The 15,685-nt window shown below is 61.4% G+C and carries 18 protein-coding genes and 1 tRNA gene; 6 read left to right on the plus strand and 13 right to left on the minus strand.

Annotated elements, in window-relative coordinates; translation table 11 throughout:
• Window positions 1–16: 16 nt before the first annotated feature.
• Window positions 17–790, plus strand: coding sequence for a nucleoside triphosphate pyrophosphohydrolase (gene mazG / locus CKO11_RS10545; protein WP_411742012.1), 774 nt, complete (start codon window positions 17–19; stop codon window positions 788–790).
• Window positions 791–822: 32 nt separating this feature from the next.
• Here the strand turns inward: mazG and CKO11_RS10550 are convergent, their stop codons facing one another.
• The 3 genes from CKO11_RS10550 to CKO11_RS10560 all read right to left on the minus strand — a co-directional run bounded on the left by CKO11_RS10550 (window position 823) and on the right by CKO11_RS10560 (window position 3,486).
• Complete coding sequence (locus tag CKO11_RS10550; RefSeq protein ID WP_223638003.1) at window positions 823–1,626, minus strand: sulfite exporter TauE/SafE family protein; 804 nt, start codon at window positions 1,624–1,626, stop codon at window positions 823–825.
• A 54-nt stretch (window positions 1,627–1,680) separates the two neighbouring features.
• Window positions 1,681–2,664, minus strand: a complete 984-nt coding sequence (dusA, locus tag CKO11_RS10555) for a tRNA dihydrouridine(20/20a) synthase DusA (protein ID WP_223638005.1) — start codon at window positions 2,662–2,664, stop codon at window positions 1,681–1,683.
• Window positions 2,665–3,153: 489 nt separating this feature from the next.
• The gene (locus CKO11_RS10560) at window positions 3,154–3,486 is read right to left on the minus strand and encodes a hypothetical protein (protein ID WP_223638009.1); all 333 of its coding nucleotides are present in this window, start codon (window positions 3,484–3,486) and stop codon (window positions 3,154–3,156) included.
• Window positions 3,487–3,855: 369 nt separating this feature from the next.
• Here CKO11_RS10560 and CKO11_RS10565 point away from each other — a divergent pair, with 369 nt between their 5' ends.
• Window positions 3,856–4,362 carry a hypothetical protein gene (locus tag CKO11_RS10565; protein WP_223638012.1) on the plus strand — a complete coding sequence of 169 codons (507 nt, stop codon included), beginning with the start codon at window positions 3,856–3,858 and terminating at the stop codon, window positions 4,360–4,362.
• Window positions 4,363–4,392: 30 nt separating this feature from the next.
• Here CKO11_RS10565 and CKO11_RS10570 read toward each other — a convergent pair.
• From CKO11_RS10570 to CKO11_RS10610, 9 genes are all read right to left on the minus strand, one after another.
• A tRNA-Arg gene (locus tag CKO11_RS10570) sits at window positions 4,393–4,469 on the minus strand.
• A gap of 97 nt (window positions 4,470–4,566) precedes the next feature.
• On the minus strand, window positions 4,567–5,787 hold the full coding sequence (locus tag CKO11_RS10575; RefSeq protein WP_223638015.1) for a cysteine desulfurase: 1,221 nt from the start codon (window positions 5,785–5,787) through the stop codon (window positions 4,567–4,569).
• An 11-nt stretch (window positions 5,788–5,798) separates the two neighbouring features.
• Window positions 5,799–6,389: a YIP1 family protein gene (locus CKO11_RS10580; protein ID WP_223638017.1), complete on the minus strand. Its 591-nt coding sequence runs from the start codon at window positions 6,387–6,389 to the stop codon at window positions 5,799–5,801.
• The gene (locus tag CKO11_RS10585) at window positions 6,386–6,889 is read right to left on the minus strand and encodes a YIP1 family protein (protein WP_223638020.1); all 504 of its coding nucleotides are present in this window, start codon (window positions 6,887–6,889) and stop codon (window positions 6,386–6,388) included. The genes CKO11_RS10580 and CKO11_RS10585 overlap by 4 nt, the downstream gene beginning before the upstream one ends.
• Window positions 6,890–6,899: 10 nt before the next feature.
• The gene (gene sufD, locus CKO11_RS10590) at window positions 6,900–8,159 is read right to left on the minus strand and encodes a Fe-S cluster assembly protein SufD (RefSeq protein WP_223638023.1); all 1,260 of its coding nucleotides are present in this window, start codon (window positions 8,157–8,159) and stop codon (window positions 6,900–6,902) included.
• Window positions 8,159–8,929 carry a Fe-S cluster assembly ATPase SufC gene (gene sufC, locus CKO11_RS10595; RefSeq protein WP_223638025.1) on the minus strand — a complete coding sequence of 257 codons (771 nt, stop codon included), beginning with the start codon at window positions 8,927–8,929 and terminating at the stop codon, window positions 8,159–8,161. The genes sufD and sufC overlap by 1 nt, the downstream gene beginning before the upstream one ends.
• A gap of 69 nt (window positions 8,930–8,998) precedes the next feature.
• Window positions 8,999–10,516: a Fe-S cluster assembly protein SufB gene (gene sufB / locus CKO11_RS10600; protein ID WP_223638028.1), complete on the minus strand. Its 1,518-nt coding sequence runs from the start codon at window positions 10,514–10,516 to the stop codon at window positions 8,999–9,001.
• 25 nt (window positions 10,517–10,541) lie between these two features.
• Window positions 10,542–11,618 carry a cysteine desulfurase family protein gene (locus tag CKO11_RS10605; protein ID WP_223638031.1) on the minus strand — a complete coding sequence of 359 codons (1,077 nt, stop codon included), beginning with the start codon at window positions 11,616–11,618 and terminating at the stop codon, window positions 10,542–10,544.
• A gap of 81 nt (window positions 11,619–11,699) precedes the next feature.
• Window positions 11,700–12,158, minus strand: coding sequence for an RrF2 family transcriptional regulator (locus CKO11_RS10610; protein WP_223638046.1), 459 nt, complete (start codon window positions 12,156–12,158; stop codon window positions 11,700–11,702).
• 246 nt (window positions 12,159–12,404) lie between these two features.
• On the opposite strand from CKO11_RS10610, the gene CKO11_RS10615 reads away from it, so the two are divergent.
• The 4 genes from CKO11_RS10615 (at window position 12,405) to CKO11_RS10630 (ending at window position 15,187) form a co-directional block, all read left to right on the plus strand.
• The gene (locus tag CKO11_RS10615; RefSeq protein ID WP_223638049.1) at window positions 12,405–13,064 is read left to right on the plus strand and encodes an alpha/beta hydrolase; all 660 of its coding nucleotides are present in this window, start codon (window positions 12,405–12,407) and stop codon (window positions 13,062–13,064) included.
• 1 nt (window position 13,065) lies between these two features.
• Window positions 13,066–13,293: a hypothetical protein gene (locus tag CKO11_RS10620; RefSeq protein WP_223638052.1), complete on the plus strand. Its 228-nt coding sequence runs from the start codon at window positions 13,066–13,068 to the stop codon at window positions 13,291–13,293.
• Window positions 13,290–13,886, plus strand: a complete 597-nt coding sequence (locus tag CKO11_RS10625) for an HD domain-containing protein (RefSeq protein WP_223638055.1) — start codon at window positions 13,290–13,292, stop codon at window positions 13,884–13,886. The genes CKO11_RS10620 and CKO11_RS10625 overlap by 4 nt, the downstream gene beginning before the upstream one ends.
• Before the next feature lie 86 nt (window positions 13,887–13,972).
• Complete coding sequence (locus CKO11_RS10630; protein WP_223638058.1) at window positions 13,973–15,187, plus strand: NADP-dependent isocitrate dehydrogenase; 1,215 nt, start codon at window positions 13,973–13,975, stop codon at window positions 15,185–15,187.
• Window positions 15,188–15,257: 70 nt separating this feature from the next.
• Here CKO11_RS10630 and CKO11_RS10635 read toward each other — a convergent pair whose 3' ends face one another.
• On the minus strand, window positions 15,258–15,494 hold the full coding sequence (locus CKO11_RS10635; protein ID WP_223638061.1) for a hypothetical protein: 237 nt from the start codon (window positions 15,492–15,494) through the stop codon (window positions 15,258–15,260).
• Window positions 15,495–15,685 lie beyond the last annotated feature (191 nt).

A 15,685-nucleotide genomic window follows, 5' to 3' on the forward strand; every position in this document is an offset into this window, starting at 1 on the left:
TGACTTGGGCGTTCAGATGCGCCGTCTGGCGGCGATCATGGCGTGTTTGCGCGACCGCGAGACGGGCTGCCCCTGGGATATCGAGCAAGATTTCGCCTCGATCGCGCCCTATACGATCGAGGAAGCCTATGAGGTGGCCGACGCGATTGAGCGCGCGGCCTGGGATGAGCTAGAGGGCGAATTGGGCGATCTGGCGCTGCAAGTCGTCTATCACGCGCAGATGGCCAAAGAGGCGGGGCATTTCGATTTGCTGGCCGTGCTGCGGGCGATTTCGGCCAAGATGATTGCGCGCCATCCGCATGTGTTCGGGGATGACAGCCGTGACAAAAGCGCCGCGCAACAGACGGAAGATTGGGAAAAAATCAAATCCGCCGAGCGTGCGGCCAAGGCCGAAAAAGGCGTGCTTGATGGCGTGGCGATGGGCCTGCCTGCGCTGACCCGCGCGCTGAAGCTGCAAAAACGCGCCGCAAGGGTCGGCTTCGATTGGCCCTCCACCAAGGAAGTGGTCGAAAAGATCGTCGAAGAGGCGCAGGAACTGGTGGAAGCGCGCGACGCTTTGGGGCCCGAAGAAACCGCCGAGGAATATGGTGATATGCTGTTTGTGATGGTGAATTTGGGCCGCCATCTGGGGCTGGATGCCGAAGCCTGTTTGCGCGCGGCCAATGCCAAATTCACCCGCCGGTTTGAGTTTATCGAATCCGAACTGGCCAAGGGTGGCAAGCATCCCGATCAAAGCGATTTGGCCGAGATGGATGGGCTTTGGAACGCCGCCAAACGCGCGGGGCTGTAACGCCCTTGGTCCGGGCAAGCAGCCCGGACCTTTTAAAACAAGGCTTTACGCAACATATTCAGCGCGACAAGCGCCAAGAACCCAACAAAGACGGCCCGCAATTTCTTCGAATCAAGCTTGTGGGCGAGCGCCGCCCCCAAGGGCGCGGTGAGCAGCGTCATCACAATCACGATGCCAAAGGCGGGCAGGTTGATCGCCCCCACCGTATAGGGGGGCGCATCGGGTACGGGGGTGAACAAGAACGCCAGCGCCGAGGGCAGCGCGATGGTCGCGCCAAAGCCTGCCGAGGTGGCCACGGCACGGTGGATCGGCACGCCATGCAAAGTTAGCATCGGGGTTCCGATCGAGCCGCCGCCGATGCCCAACAAAACCGAGACAAAGCCCATCAGCGGCCCGAAGCTGAGCCGAAACCGGCACCCCGGAAGCTGATCCGAAATCCGCCAATTGCTGTTGCCAAAGCCCATATAGGCGGCAATCGCCAACACCATGACGCCAAAGATGATTTGCAAGATATGTGTGGGCAGATGATCGACCACACCCACCCCCACCACGGCCCCCAGCGCAATCGGCGGGGCCCAATCGCGCAAGATCTGGAGATCGACCGCGCCGCGCCGGTGATGCGCCAAAACCGAGCGCACCGACGTGACAATGATTGTGGCAAGCGAGGTCGCCAGACAGACCTGCATCAGGTTGTCGCCACCATAGCCCATGCCCTCGAACAGGTAATAAAACGCGGGCACCAGCACGATGCCGCCGCCAACCCCCAACAGCCCCGCCATCAGCCCGGCAAAGGCGCCGACCGCAATCAGCACCAGCCCCAGAAACGCAAGCGTCATTCCGGTTCCCCCCCAATTGCGCGCCGCCGGCCTCCTCCGGGCCAGCGCAAAGCGCTATGGCGCGCGGGTCACTTCTGCCAGTGCAAGGTCATAAAGTGCAAGCCCCGCACCGTCGCGGGTGGCCCCTTCGGACAAAACCCGCCGCCAGCCGCGCGCGCCGGGACGGCCATGGAACAGCCCCAACATATGCCGCGTGATCTGGTGCAACCGCCCGCCGCGCGCCAAATGGTCCGCGATATAAGGTTTCATCTCTTCGGCCACGTCAAAAGGCGAGCGCGGCGCGCCCTGCCCCCAAAGCGCGGCATCGGCCCCGCCCAAAACCGCCATCGGCTCGCCATAGGCGGCGCGGCCCACCATCACCCCATCCATGCCTGCGGCCAGATGTTCTTGCACCTGCGCCAAATTGGCGACCCCGCCATTCAGGCTCAGGTGCAGATGCGGGAATTCTTGTTTCATCGCGTGCACAAGCGGGTAATCAAGCGGCGGGATTTCTCGGTTTTCCTTGGGGCTAAGCCCTTGCAACCACGCCTTGCGGGCATGCAGCGTGAAGCGCGTCACACCGGCGGCGGAGACAGTGCGCAAAAACGCGGGCAGCACCTCTGCGGCGATCTGGTCATCCACCGCGATGCGGCATTTCACCGTGACCTCAACCGGAGAGGCCTTGATCATTTGTTCCACGCAACGCGCCACCAGATCGGGGGTTTTCATCAAAACCGCCCCAAAGGCGCCCGATTGCACACGATCCGACGGGCAGCCGACATTGAGGTTGATCTCATCATAGCCCCAATCGGCGGCGATCCGCGTCGCCTCGCCCAATTCCGCCGGGTCCGAGCCCCCCAGTTGTAGCGCCACAGGATGTTCTTCGGGGCTATAATCCAAAAGCTGTGCGCGCTTGCCATGGATCACCGCCGGGGCCGTGACCATTTCGGTATAAAGCAGCGCCTGACGCGAGATGGTGCGGTGAAACATTCGGCAATGCCGATCTGTCCAATCCATCATCGGCGCCACCGACAGAAGCGCGGGCGATTTATCGTCCAATCTCAAATTCTTCACCCCGCATCGCGCGCATGTTGCGTGGCGCCGACTTCTTGTGATTTGCCTTGAACTGATGCCGGTTTCGACGGCTTTCGCAACCAGCCGATACCGGCACAGACCCGCGATGACGGCACCGTTTCACGCGGCCCTTTTGCCTGCATCGGGCGAAAGGATCAAGTCCGGACAAAAGGGCCACGGTCCTTGAAACCGCTGTCAGGGAAAAGCGATGTCAGGTCGAAAAACCCCGCCCGCGCCGCTATTTCGCGGGCCGCGGTATTCCCTGTCAAGCACCGTTCTTGAGCGCCTTGCGGGCCGACTCTCTCCGACCCCACGCAAAAAGCGGCGGTTTCACCCGCCGCCCTGTTGCAGTATTTCCCATTGCCCCCGGTTCAGGTGCAAAGCGCTGCGCCTTGCTCACTTTCCCCATGGCGCCAAGCCTTGCGGATTTTGGCGCCTTGGAAACCGCGACACGGCCTCAGACCTTGTTGCGGATCATGACCCGCCGCCCGTGGTGGACGAGGTGGTGCCGGTGGCATTCCCGCCGCCGCCGCCGCCGCCGGCCAATGCGGCCACACCGGCCACGGTCCCCGCCAAAAGCGGCGCAAGGAAGACGATGTTGGTCGCTTGCCCCACCGGCAGTTGCCCGCCCGGCAACGGCACGATCGGACCACAGGTTCCATCGTCCTTTTTGACGGTGTTGGGATCATCGCATTCGCATTGGTTGTCCTTGAGCGACTGGCCCTTGGGACATTGATTGACTTCGGCAAAAGCCGGCGCGCTGCCCAGAGCGAGCGCAAGGGTTATGGAGATAACGGCGCGTTTCATGGCAAACTCACATCAATTAAGAGGGGGTCTGACCCGCTTTTATCACGCTTGGGGGCATTTTCACAGTGCTTTGTCAGCCCCAATGCCCCCCGGCGGCCCCCAGGCCCGCGCGACCGGTCCGATGACAGGAAAACGTGCACTATCTGCCCGTTTTGCACGTCTGACGTGCAGCGCCTGTCTCGGACGGGGCCAAATTGGCGCGGCGCGCCGATCCCCTCAAATCTAGGAAAAACTGTCCCTTTTCCCCCGCCCCCGCACCGGCCCGACGTAAACCTTTCTTAAGTCCGCCCTGCTGTAGTGGCGCTTGATGGTGCTGGTGGAGCGCCGTCGCGTCACGTTTCGGCGTGACCGATACTGGGGTGAAAATACATGAAACTTATCTTCGCACGCCTTCGGGCGCAGCGGTTACGTCCGCTTGTCCTTGCCGTTTCCCTAGCGACCGCGCTGGGGACACCGCAGGTTATCTTTGCAACGAAGGCCAGCGCGCAAGCCGTGCCGGTGGCCTATGGCGCGAAACGGATCACCGTGCGCGGCGATTTGGGGGGCGATGTGGGCCGACGCGCCAACAAGATCCAAGCGATGGCGGCGGCGGGTCAAGCGGTGGCGATTCAAGGCGCGTGCTATTCGGCCTGCACGATGTATCTGGGCCTGCCCGGCAGCTGCGTGAACCGCAATGCCCGGCTTGGGTTTCACCGGCCCAGCTTCTATGGCGCCGCGCTGCCGCCCGAAAAGTTTGAATTCTGGTCGCAAGTGATCGCGGCGCATTATCCGGCGCCGCTGCGCCGCTGGTATATGCGCGAAGGCCGCTACAGCGTCGGGCCGCAAATCATCTCGGGCCAGCAGCTCATCAATATGGGCGTGCCCGAATGCAGCTAACAGGGCGGCGTCATCTGACCTTGGGGAAGATGGCGCACCCGAGAGGATTCGAACCTCTGGCCTCTGCCTTCGGAGGGCAGCGCTCTATCCAGCTGAGCTACGGGTGCTTCGTGCGCGGTTGATAGCTTGAAATTTCGGGGCCTGCAACCGCTCTTGCGCCCCGAAATGATCATTTCCGGCGCGGCTTTCGCACCGATCTCCGGCCTAGCCCAGAAGATCGTGGCACAGCTCCAGCGCCGAGGCGAGCGCATCGACCTCGGCCCGGGTGTTGTAAAGCCCGAACGAGGCGCGCGCCGTGGCCGACAGCCCCAGATGCTGCATCAGCGGCATGGCGCAATGGCTGCCCGCGCGCACGGCGACCCCGCGCTGATCCAAAATCGTTGAAATATCATGGGCATGGGCCGCACCTTCCAGCGTGAAGGAAAAGATCGCCCCCTTCTGCGCCGCCTGCCCCTGCACCTGCAGCCAGTTGAGGCCCAGAAGCTTTTCCTCGGCATAGGCGCGCAGATCGGCCTCGTGCCGGGCGACATTCTCCATCCCCAGATCCATCAGGTAATCCAGCGCCACGCCCAGCCCGATCTGCTGCACAATGCCCGGCGTGCCCGCCTCAAACCGCATCGGCGGTTTGGCATAGGTGACGGTGTCGCGCGTGACCGTGTCGATCATATCGCCGCCGCCCAAGAAGGGGCGCATTTCTTCCATCCGGTCGCGCTTGATATAGATCGCGCCCGAGCCGCTGGGCCCGTAAAGCTTGTGCCCGGTGATGGCGTAGAAATCACAACCAATATCGGCCACATTGACCGGGCCATGCACCGAACCTTGCGAACCATCGACCAAAACCGGCACGCCCTTTTCGCGCGCGCCGGTGCAGATGGTTTTCACATCCACCGCCGTGCCCAGAACGTTCGACATTTGCGTGATCGCCACCAGCTTCGTGCGCGGGCCAATCGCCTCCAGCACCTTTTCAGCGGGCAGGCTGCCATCGGGCTCGATCTCGACCCATTTCAGCACCACGCCTTGGCGTTCGCGCAAAAAATGCCACGGCACGATATTGGCATGGTGTTCCATGATCGACAGCACGATCTCATCGCCCGGTTGCAGGCGCGGCGCGGCCCAAGCGTAAGAGACAAGGTTGATCCCCTCGGTCGAGCCTGTGGTGAAAACGATCTCGTCCTCATCGGGCACGTTCAAAAACCGCGCCACCTTGCCCCGCACCGCCTCATAGGCCTCGGTCGAGATGTTGGACAGCGTGTGCAAACCCCGGTGCACATTGGCATAATCTTCGCGATAGAGCTTATCCATCGCCTCGATCACGCAAAGCGGCTTTTGCGCCGAGGCCCCATTGTCGAGATAGACCAGCGGTTTTCCATGCACCTGCCGCGACAGGATCGGGAAATCGGCGCGGATCTTTTCGACATCATACATCGGCGGACCTTTCAGCTTTCGGCCATGAACGGCGGGGCAATGCCCAAGGCAAGGAAGAGCGAGCCCAGCATCATGGCCGAGCCAAACAACACCGCCAGCACCCCGACCGATGTCCACATCAGGCTTTCAAACCCGTGTAGCGCGGCGGTGAACTGCACCAGCAGCCAGATCATCAACACAAACAGCGTCAGCGTCATCAAAACGCCGATCAGAGGGAAGATCGTCATCACGACGATCTGGACAAGTTGCGCGCCGACCATGATCGCCTGGATCCAGACCACCAGCGCAAAGGCCCCGGCAAAATCGCCCTTGCCGCCGACCTGCCGGCCAAAGACCGCCATCGCCGCAGCCGCATAGATCATCAGCGCGCCTTGAATGAGCCCCAGCCGCACCGGCGAGGCGCTGGGGCCCAGATCGACCCCGGTGACAAGCGAAAACAGCAATTCGCCAAAAGTGCCAAGCGCCGCGCCTGCGGTGACCACCGCGGCCAGCGCCAGCCAGCGCGCCTTGGCGCTATCAAGCAACGCAATCACACGCCGCGCCGCCTCGGGCGGGTCGGTCAGGCTTTGCCGCACCAATGACAGATACAGCGCAAGGCTCATGTCTGGGCCTCGGCGCCAAGCGGTTCGAACTGGGTGACCTTAAGCCCCGCCCCCCAAAACACCATGAAGACGACAAAGACGATGCCGCCGATCACATTGGCCTGAAGGCCCGGCCCGATCATCCCCATCACCAGCCCTTGCAACAGCATCAAGGGCGACACGGCCAAAAGCGCCCAAAACAGCGCCAGCCGCCCGCCGTAGCCATCGCCCCGCCCGCCGGCAAGCCGCAAGCCCTGCGTGACCAGCCAAGCCAGGAGGTAGATGAAGGGCGTCACGGCGGCCAAAGCCATCGCCGTGCCCAACAGCAACCCGGGCATCGGCAGATCGGGGTTTTCGAATTGTTCGCGCGCAAGGCGCGGCCATTGCGCGGTGAAGATCACCACCATCGCCGCGAACAAAAGCGTGAACAGACGCGGTTCAGACCGCGCCCGTCCCAAATGTTGCCGCACCACCTTGCGGGGGCTGCGGTAGCTGCGCCAGATATCGTCAATGGCGGCCATGCGGCGCTCCTTAACGGTGCCGCGCCAGCCAGTCTTCAAGCCGCGCGACGATTTCCTCTTTCAGCGCCTCATCCTCGATCTCGTCGATCGCATCGGCCAAGAAGCTTAGCACCAACAGGCCCTTGGCTTCCTCTTCCGGCACGCCGCGCGAGCGCAGGTAAAACAGCGCCGTGTCGTCGATGGCCCCGGTCGTGGAGCCATGCGAGCATTTCACGTCATCGGCATAAATCTCGAGTTCGGGCTTGGCAAGGAACTGGCTGTCGTCATCCAAAAGCAACGACTGGCTGATTTGATAACCATCGGTCTTTTGCGCGCCGGGTTTGACCCAGATCTTGCCCTGAAACGTGCCCAAGGCCCCGTTTTTCAGCACTTTCTTGAACACCTGACGGCTTTCGCCGCGCAGGCCCGCATGCGTCACAAAGACCGTATCATCATGGTGAAAAGGTCCATCCTTGCCATCGCCAAGCGCCGCGCCCGCGATATGGGCCACCGCATCGTCGCCCAGAATGTCGATATAGGCCTCGTTCCGCGTCAGCTTGCCATTCACCGTGAGGGTGAAGCTTTTGAACAAAGCCTCTTCGGCGACGCGGGCAAAAATATGCGTCACGGCCCGGCGGTCTTGCTCGGCGCCCTGCACGCGAATGTGGTGGAAACGCGCGCCCTTGGCGACATCCACTTCCATCGCCTTGTTGAACCGCGCCCCGGCGGGGCCGGTTTCCAAAACGGTCAGCTCCGCGCCTTCTTCAAGCTTGATCAGGTGATGCAAGATCGGATCGGAAGCCTCTGATTTATGGACATAAACCAGATTAATCGCCTTTTCCGCCTGCGCCGTGACGCGGATCAAAAGCCCATCGGTCGCCTGCGCGGTGTTCAACGCGCCAAAGGGGCGCTTCACCGGGGTTTGGCCCGCCTCTTCCAGCGTGCCGTAAAGCCCCGTGGCCCACGCCGGTTCTTCCAGCGCCAGACGCGCAATCTCGACCCCCGCCATCGCCAGATCGTCCGAGGCATCGGCATCGAAAACGCCATCGACGAAAACCACCTTAAGGCTATTCACCTCGGCAAAAAGCGGCGCCTCTGCCGGTTCCGGGGCCGCCGGGGCGACCTCGGGCGTGTTCAGCGCGGCCGGATCGGTCCAGCGCCAATATTCGTCGCGCCGACCGGGCAGACCCATCGCCGACAGCCGCTCTGCCGCAGCGGCCCGCGCCACGCCGAAACCCGGCCCCGGGGCTTGCGCGGACAGCCGCGCCGTGACTGCTTCGCTCGCCGCCATCACTTCGCCTCCGTCAGCCCGTGCGCCGCGAGGATATCGGCATAGCCGTTCTTCTCGACTTCCAGCGCCAGCTCCGGCCCGCCGGTTTGCAAGATGCGGCCATCGGCCATGATATGCACGACATCGGGTTTGATGTGATCGAGCAACCGTTGATAGTGGGTGATCACCAAGAAAGACCGGTCAGGCGAGCGCAGCGCGTTCACGCCATCCGACACCAGTCGCATTGCATCGACATCAAGCCCAGAGTCGGTTTCATCCAAGATGCACATCTTGGGTTCCAGCATCGCCATTTGCAGGATCTCGTTGCGCTTTTTCTCGCCGCCCGAAAAGCCCACATTGACCGGACGCTTAAGCATCTCGGCATCGATTTTCAGCGCCTTGGCTTTTTCCCGCACCAGCTTGAGGAATTCGCCCGCCGACAGTTCGTCTTCGCCGCGCACTTTGCGCTGTGCATTAAGCGCGGTGCGCAAAAACGTCATGTTGCCCACGCCCGGAATTTCCACCGGATATTGGAATGCCAAGAACAGCCCCGCCGCCGCGCGCGCCTCTGGGTCGAGGTCCAGCAATTCCTGCCCTTGCAAGGTGGCCGAGCCCTCGGTGACCTCATAGCCGTCGCGGCCCGAAAGCACATAGCTCATGGTGGATTTGCCAGAGCCGTTCGGCCCCATGATCGCATGCACCTTGCCCGTTTCGACCGTCAGGTTCATCCCCTTCAGGATCACCTTGTCTTCATCTTCAAGTTTGACGTGCAGGTTTTTGATTTCAAGCATGTTTTTGTCCTTGGGGTCAGCGGTGCGCAGGCCGCGCGCAGGAAAGAGATAGGTTCAAGGTGGCGGGCATCAGCCCACCGACCCTTCAAGCGAAATGGCCACAAGCGATTGGGCTTCCATGGCAAATTCCATCGGCAGCGCTTGCAAAACGTCGCGGCAGAAGCCGTTCACAACCAGCGCCACCGCCTCTTCTTCGCCCACGCCACGCGCGCGGCAGTAGAAGAGTTGATCATCATCGACCTTGGAGGTGGTGGCCTCGTGCTCGACGCGCGAGGAGTTATTCTTCACCTCGATATAGGGCACGGTATGGGCGCCGCATTTATCGCCAATCAGCAAGCTGTCGCATTGCGTATAGTTGCGCGAGTTTTTGGCGCGCGGGTGCATCGAGACAAGACCACGATAGGTGTTTTGCGCTTGGCCCGCCGAGATGCCCTTGGACACAATCCGCGAGCGGGTGTTTTTGCCCAGATGCACCATCTTGGTGCCGGTATCGGCTTGCTGGTAGTTGTTGGCGATCGCGATCGAATAAAACTCGCCCGAGGTGTCATCGCCGCGCAAAATGCACGACGGATATTTCCAGGTGATCGCCGAGCCGGTTTCCACCTGCGTCCACATCACCTTGGCGCGCGGCTCACGGCAATCGGCGCGTTTGGTGACGAAGTTGTAGATCCCGCCCTTGCCTTCCTCGTCGCCGGGGAACCAGTTTTGCACCGTGGAATATTTCACCTCGGCATCTTCCAAGATGACAATTTCCACCACGGCGGCATGAAGCTGCGCGGTGTCGCGCTTCGGCGCAGTGCAGCCTTCCAGGTAGCTGACATAGGCGCCCTTGTCGCAAACAATCAGCGTGCGCTCAAACTGGCCGGTGTTTTCAGCATTGATGCGGAAATAGGTGGACAGTTCCATCGGGCAGCGGGTGCCCGGCGGCACGTAAACGAAAGACCCATCCGAGAAGCAGGCGCTGTTGAGCGTGGCAAAGTAGTTGTCGGTTTGCGGCACCACCGAGCCAAGGTATTTCTTGACCAGTTCCGGGTGATCCTTGATCGCTTCCGAGATCGAGCAAAAGATCACGCCCGCCTCGGCCAGCTTTTCCTTGAAGGTCGTGCCAACCGAGACGCTATCAAACACCGCATCCACGGCGACCTGACGTTCTTCAAGGTTGATATTCTCGGCCCCTTCAACGCCGGCAAGGATCATCTGTTCCTTGAGCGGAATGCCAAGCTTTTCATAGGTGGCCAGAAGCTTGGGGTCCACCTCGTCCAGCGACTTGGGCTTTTCCACCATGCTTTTGGGGCGCGCATAGTAATACAGGTCTTGGTAGTCGATCTTCGGCAGATCCAGCAAAGCCCAATCGGGCTCTTTCATCTCGACCCAGCGGTGATAGGCCTGAAGACGCCATTCCAGCATCCATTCGGGCTCATCGTTCTTCTTGGAAATCAGCCGCACGATCTCTTCGGAAATGCCCTTGGGGGCATATTCCATTTCGATCTCGGTCTCCCACCCATATTTGTAAGAGCCCATGTTCTGGACGGTTTCGACCGTTTCGCGGTCCACGCCCTCGCGGATGTCCGTTTCCTGCGTCGCCATCGTTCCCTCTCCGCGTTTGTCCGCGTCAGCGCCTGCCGCGGTGCTTTTGCAAGGCTGCGCGCCATGTGTCGGCAAAGCGCAGCACTTCGTCCCGTGTCACTCCCGGGCCCAGCGATATGCGTATCGCCGATCCCGCTTCTTCTTCGCCCCATCCCATCGCGGCCAGCACGCGGCTTGCGCGCACCTTCCCCGATGAACAGGCCGAGCCCGCCGAAATCGCATAGCCTGCAAGGTCCATCCGCATTACCTGCGTCTCTCCCTTCCAGCCCGGTGCGACCACCGAAAGCGTGTTGGGCAGGACCGTCAAGGGGCCTTTTCCCATCGCCTTACATTCTAGCGGCGTCTCCCAGCCCGGAAAATAGACTTCTTTCGTCGGGAATTCCAGAGCCTCTTTTAGAATATTTCTAATTTGCGCGACCCCATCCCATCGCCCTTGGGCCAAATCCGCCGCCGCAGCCTGCGCTGCAGCGCCAAAACCCGCAATTCCTATGAGATTTTCGGTGCCTGCCCGGCGCCCCATCTCTTGACCACCGCCGCGCAACTGCGCTGCAATTTCCGTGCCACGCTTCACCACCAAAGCGCCGATTCCCTTGGGTCCGCCCAATTTATGGGCGGAAATGAAACCGCAAGTGATGCCCAGCCAGTTGAAGGCAAAGGGAATCTTGCCAAAGCCTTGGGTCAGATCCGCCGCCCAAAGCCCGTCGGGCAGGTTTTGCACCACGCCGGTTTCGGAATTGGCCAGTTGCAACGTGGCGCGCGCGGGGTCCGAAACCGTCACCCGCCCCCAGCCATCGACCGGTAGCGAATTGTCGCACCAAGCCGCAACCGCATCATGTTCGACAGGGGCACAGGCGACCGCGCGCCCGGCCAGCGCCAACGCCGCAGCCTCGGTCGCGCCAGAGGTAAAAATGATATCCGCCCCGTCGGCCCCCAAAGCGGCGGCGATCTGCGCGCGGGCCGTTTCAATCGCCGCTTTCGCCGCGCGCCCTTCGGCATGCACCGAGGACGGGTTGCCGGTGATTTCCATCGCCTGCACCATGGCCGCGCGCGCCTCGGCCCGCAGCGGTGTGGTGGCATTCCAATCCAGATAAAGTCGTGTCATCGCACCCGCTGGCGCCCGCCCGGCGCATCAAGGACCTTTCTCTCCTTGTCCGAGAAATCGCTTACGGTTGCAACCGGGCTGTCACTCGTCCACGACCGAGAACAGGTTGGGCACCGCCGGACAGGGTTTGAGCGTGTTTTTCACCACATCTTCCAGCGTGGTTTGATGCAAAAACACAAAGACCTGCGCCGAAAGGCTTTCCCAAAGCCGGTTCGCCAAAGACTGCGCGCGCGAGCCGGAAATCCCGCCCGAGGCCCCTGCCCCCACATGCAAAGCGGACACCGTTTCATCCACCGCCTCGAACACCTCGGATATGCGGATATCAACGGGCTCTTTGGCCAGCTTGTAGCCGCCCCCCGGCCCCCGCACCGAGGCCACAAGCCCCGCGCGCCGCAACCGCACGAACAACTGTTCCAGATAGGGCAGCGAAATATCCTGCCGCTTCGAGATTTCTGCCAAAGAGGTGCGTTGCCCCGGCCCGATCGTTGCCAGATCGACCAGCGCGACCATCGCGTAACGTCCTTTGGTGGACAGTTTCATCCGTTCCTCCCGGCCCAGCCGATGGCTTGACTTGCCCCCCACTGTAAACGGGCCACAGTCGCACGACACAACGCAGGCGCGAACGCGCAGGCATTGACGGCGCGCCCCGGGCCGCTTAACTCGGGGTCATCCGAAACCCGGCATTGTGCCGGGGCGTTTTCGTCCTAGGGTCTTGGGCTTTCAGCGTCAAGCTGGCGCGAGGCCGCAACCCGGGGGCCGAAACGGCAGAAGCCCAAGCGAGTGAGCATGCCCGAAGTCATTTTTCCCGGTCCCGAAGGTCGCCTTGAAGGTCGCTACCACCCGCAGCCTGCCCCCGATGCGCCGATCGCGATTTTTCTGCATCCCGATCCGCAATATGGCGGCACGATGAACAACCGCGTTGTTTACAACCTGCATTACGCCTTTCACAAAATGGGCTTCACGGTGCTGCGGTTCAACTTCCGCGGCGTGGGGCGCAGCCAAGGCGAATACGATCAAGGTGTGGGCGAATTGTCCGATGCGGCCTCGGCGCTGGATTACCTGCAAGCGATGAACCCTAATTCCAAGCATTGCTGGGTGGCGGGCTTTTCCTTTGGCGCGTGGATCGGCATGCAGCTTTTGATGCGCCGCCCCGAGATCACTGGCTTCATCTCGGTCGCGCCGCCCGCCAATATGTATGACTTTTCGTTCTTGGCGCCCTGCCCCTCGTCAGGGTTGATCATCAACGGCACCGCCGACCGGATCGCGCCGCCCAAAGACACGCATACGCTGGTGGGCAAATTGCGCGAGCAAAAGGGCATCACCATCACCCATGAAGAAATCGAAGGCGCCGATCACTTCTTCAAGGATGACGAGGCGCATATGAAACCGATGATCGAGACGGTGCAGGCTTATGTGAAACGCCGCCTGACCGAGGGATCGCGCTAAGATGGCGCTGCTCGATGAACTGGCCGAGGCGCTTGCCACCGAGGTGATGGAGGCCCAAAAGGAACTGGGCCCCAAAGCCGACCGGCTGTTCATGGAGGTGGGCAATCACATCGGCACCTCGTCGCCTTCGTTCCAAGAGGCCTTCATGACCGCGTGCCGGTTGCATATGGCGGCCGACCGCGGGCGCGAGTTTTTCGAGGCGCGCCTGAAGGCGCTGAAAGAGACATGAGCGACCGGCTCGCGCAGCAATTCGCGTTCCTGCGGGAAGTCGAAAAGCTCAAATCGGTGACCCGCGCGACCCCGATCCATGATGCCTCGCGCCCCGAAAATTCCGCCGAACATAGCTGGACGCTGGCGCTTTACGCGCTGGTGCTGGCGGATCAAGCAGACCCCGGCGTCGATGCGCTCCGCGCGGTCAAGATGCTGCTCATCCACGACATTGTCGAAATTGACGTGGGCGATGTGCCGATCCATTCGGCAGGCGGCACCGCGCATAGCTCCGCCGATATTCAAGCCACCGAACTTGCCGCGGCCAAGCGCATTTTTGGCCTTCTTCCCAAAGACATGGCAGACGAATTTCAAGAACTTTGGGAAGAGTTTGAAGCGGCCGAAACCCCGACCGCGATCTATGCCAAATCGCTCGACCGGGCGCAGCCGGTGCTGCTCAACCACCAGTCGGGTGGCGGCTCGTGGATCGATTATGATGTGACATGGGACCAGCTAGAGACCCGCGTCGGCTCCAAAATCGCGCGGGGTTTGCCGGGGGTGTGGGATTGGATCAAAGCCCGCATCCGGCCTTGGTTCGCGGATCGCGGCCTGTAACCGGTATACAACCGCATACAAGACTAGCCAAGCCATCCAGAAGCGGTTAAAAGACGGGCAACGAGTCACCAACCCGTGAGGCCCTTATGACCAAGATCAAGGTAGACAATCCCATCGTCGAGATGGACGGCGACGAGATGACCCGGATCATCTGGGATTTCATCAAGAAGAAACTGATCCTGCCCTATCTCGATGTCGATCTGCTCTACTATGATCTGGGCATCGAAGAGCGTGACCGCACCAACGACCAAATCACCATCGATTCCGCGATGAAGACGAAAGAGGTTGGCGTTGCGGTGAAATGCGCCACCATCACGCCCGACGAAGCCCGTGTGGAAGAGTTTGGCCTCAAGCAAATGTGGCGCTCGCCCAACGGCACGATCCGCAACATCCTTGGCGGCGTGATCTTCCGCGAGCCGATCATCTGCAAAAACGTGCCGCGCCTTGTGCCGGGCTGGACCCAGCCGATTGTTGTGGGCCGTCACGCCTTTGGCGACCAATATCGCGCCACCGACTTCCTGTTCCCGGGCAAAGGCAAGCTGACGATGAAATTCGTTGGCGAAGATGGCACGGTGATCGAGCGCGACGTGTTCGACGCGCCCGCCGCCGGTGTGGCGATGGGCATGTATAACCTCGATCAGTCGATCATCGATTTCGCCCGGTCGTCGATGAACTATGGCCTGCTGAAGGGTTGGCCGGTGTACCTCTCGACCAAGAACACCATCCTCAAAGCCTATGATGGCCGCTTCAAAGACCTGTTCCAAAAGGTCTATGAAGAAGAGTTCGAGGCCGAGTTCAAAAAAGCCGGTATCCATTACGAGCACCGCCTGATTGATGACATGGTGGCCTCGGCGCTGAAATGGTCGGGTGGCTATATCTGGGCGTGCAAAAACTACGATGGCGACGTGCAATCCGACACCGTGGCGCAGGGCTTTGGCTCGCTTGGCCTGATGACCTCGGTGCTGATGACGCCCGATGGGAAAACCGTCGAGGCCGAAGCCGCGCACGGCACCGTGACCCGCCACTACCGCCAGCACCAGGCCGGCAAGGAAACCTCGACCAACTCGATCGCCTCGATCTTTGCCTGGACCGGCGGTCTGAAGCATCGCGCGAAACTGGATGGCAACGAGCAACTGGCGAATTTCGCGCAAACGCTGGAAAAAGTCTGCGTGCAGACCGTCGAAGACGGGTTCATGACCAAAGACCTCGCGCTTTTGGTGGGCCCCGATCAGAAATGGCTCACCACGATGGGCTATCTTGAAAAGGTCGACGAATATCTGAACAAGGCGCTGGCGGGCTAAGCTGCCCCGCGCGCACCTGTCGAAAGGGCCGGGATTTCCCGGCCCTTTTCAATTTGTTAGAGGCAGAACCTCACCAGCCGAAATGGCTCCAATGCGGCATCGGCGGTGAATGCCCCCGCGGCGGCAAGCCAATGTCGCGCCGCATATGATCATCAAGCTCGGCGAATTGTTCTGCCAAGGGCGGGCGCATGCGTGGCCGCACCAAGGCCGCCAAGGCAGCCAACATCACCCGCCGCGCGCCATGCAGCGCGATCAGCGTTTCAAGATGGAGATGGAGCGCAAGCTCCGGATCATCGGTCCGTGTCATCGCTTTCCCGGTCGAAACCGGCCTCTGGTTGGGGATAGAACAGACCGGACCCGGCCAAGGGGCCTGCGCGGCGCGCGGGAAACTGGGGAAGATCCGGTCAAAGGTCAGACGAATGGTGCAAGCGCACCGGGGTTCTTGCGGGATTACGCGCGGGTCGTCGCGCGCTTGCCTGCTGGGGCCGCAACGGCCGC

It is taken from the genome of Rhodobacter sp. TJ_12 (assembly GCF_020023995.1).
Classification (GTDB): domain Bacteria; phylum Pseudomonadota; class Alphaproteobacteria; order Rhodobacterales; family Rhodobacteraceae; genus Rhodobacter.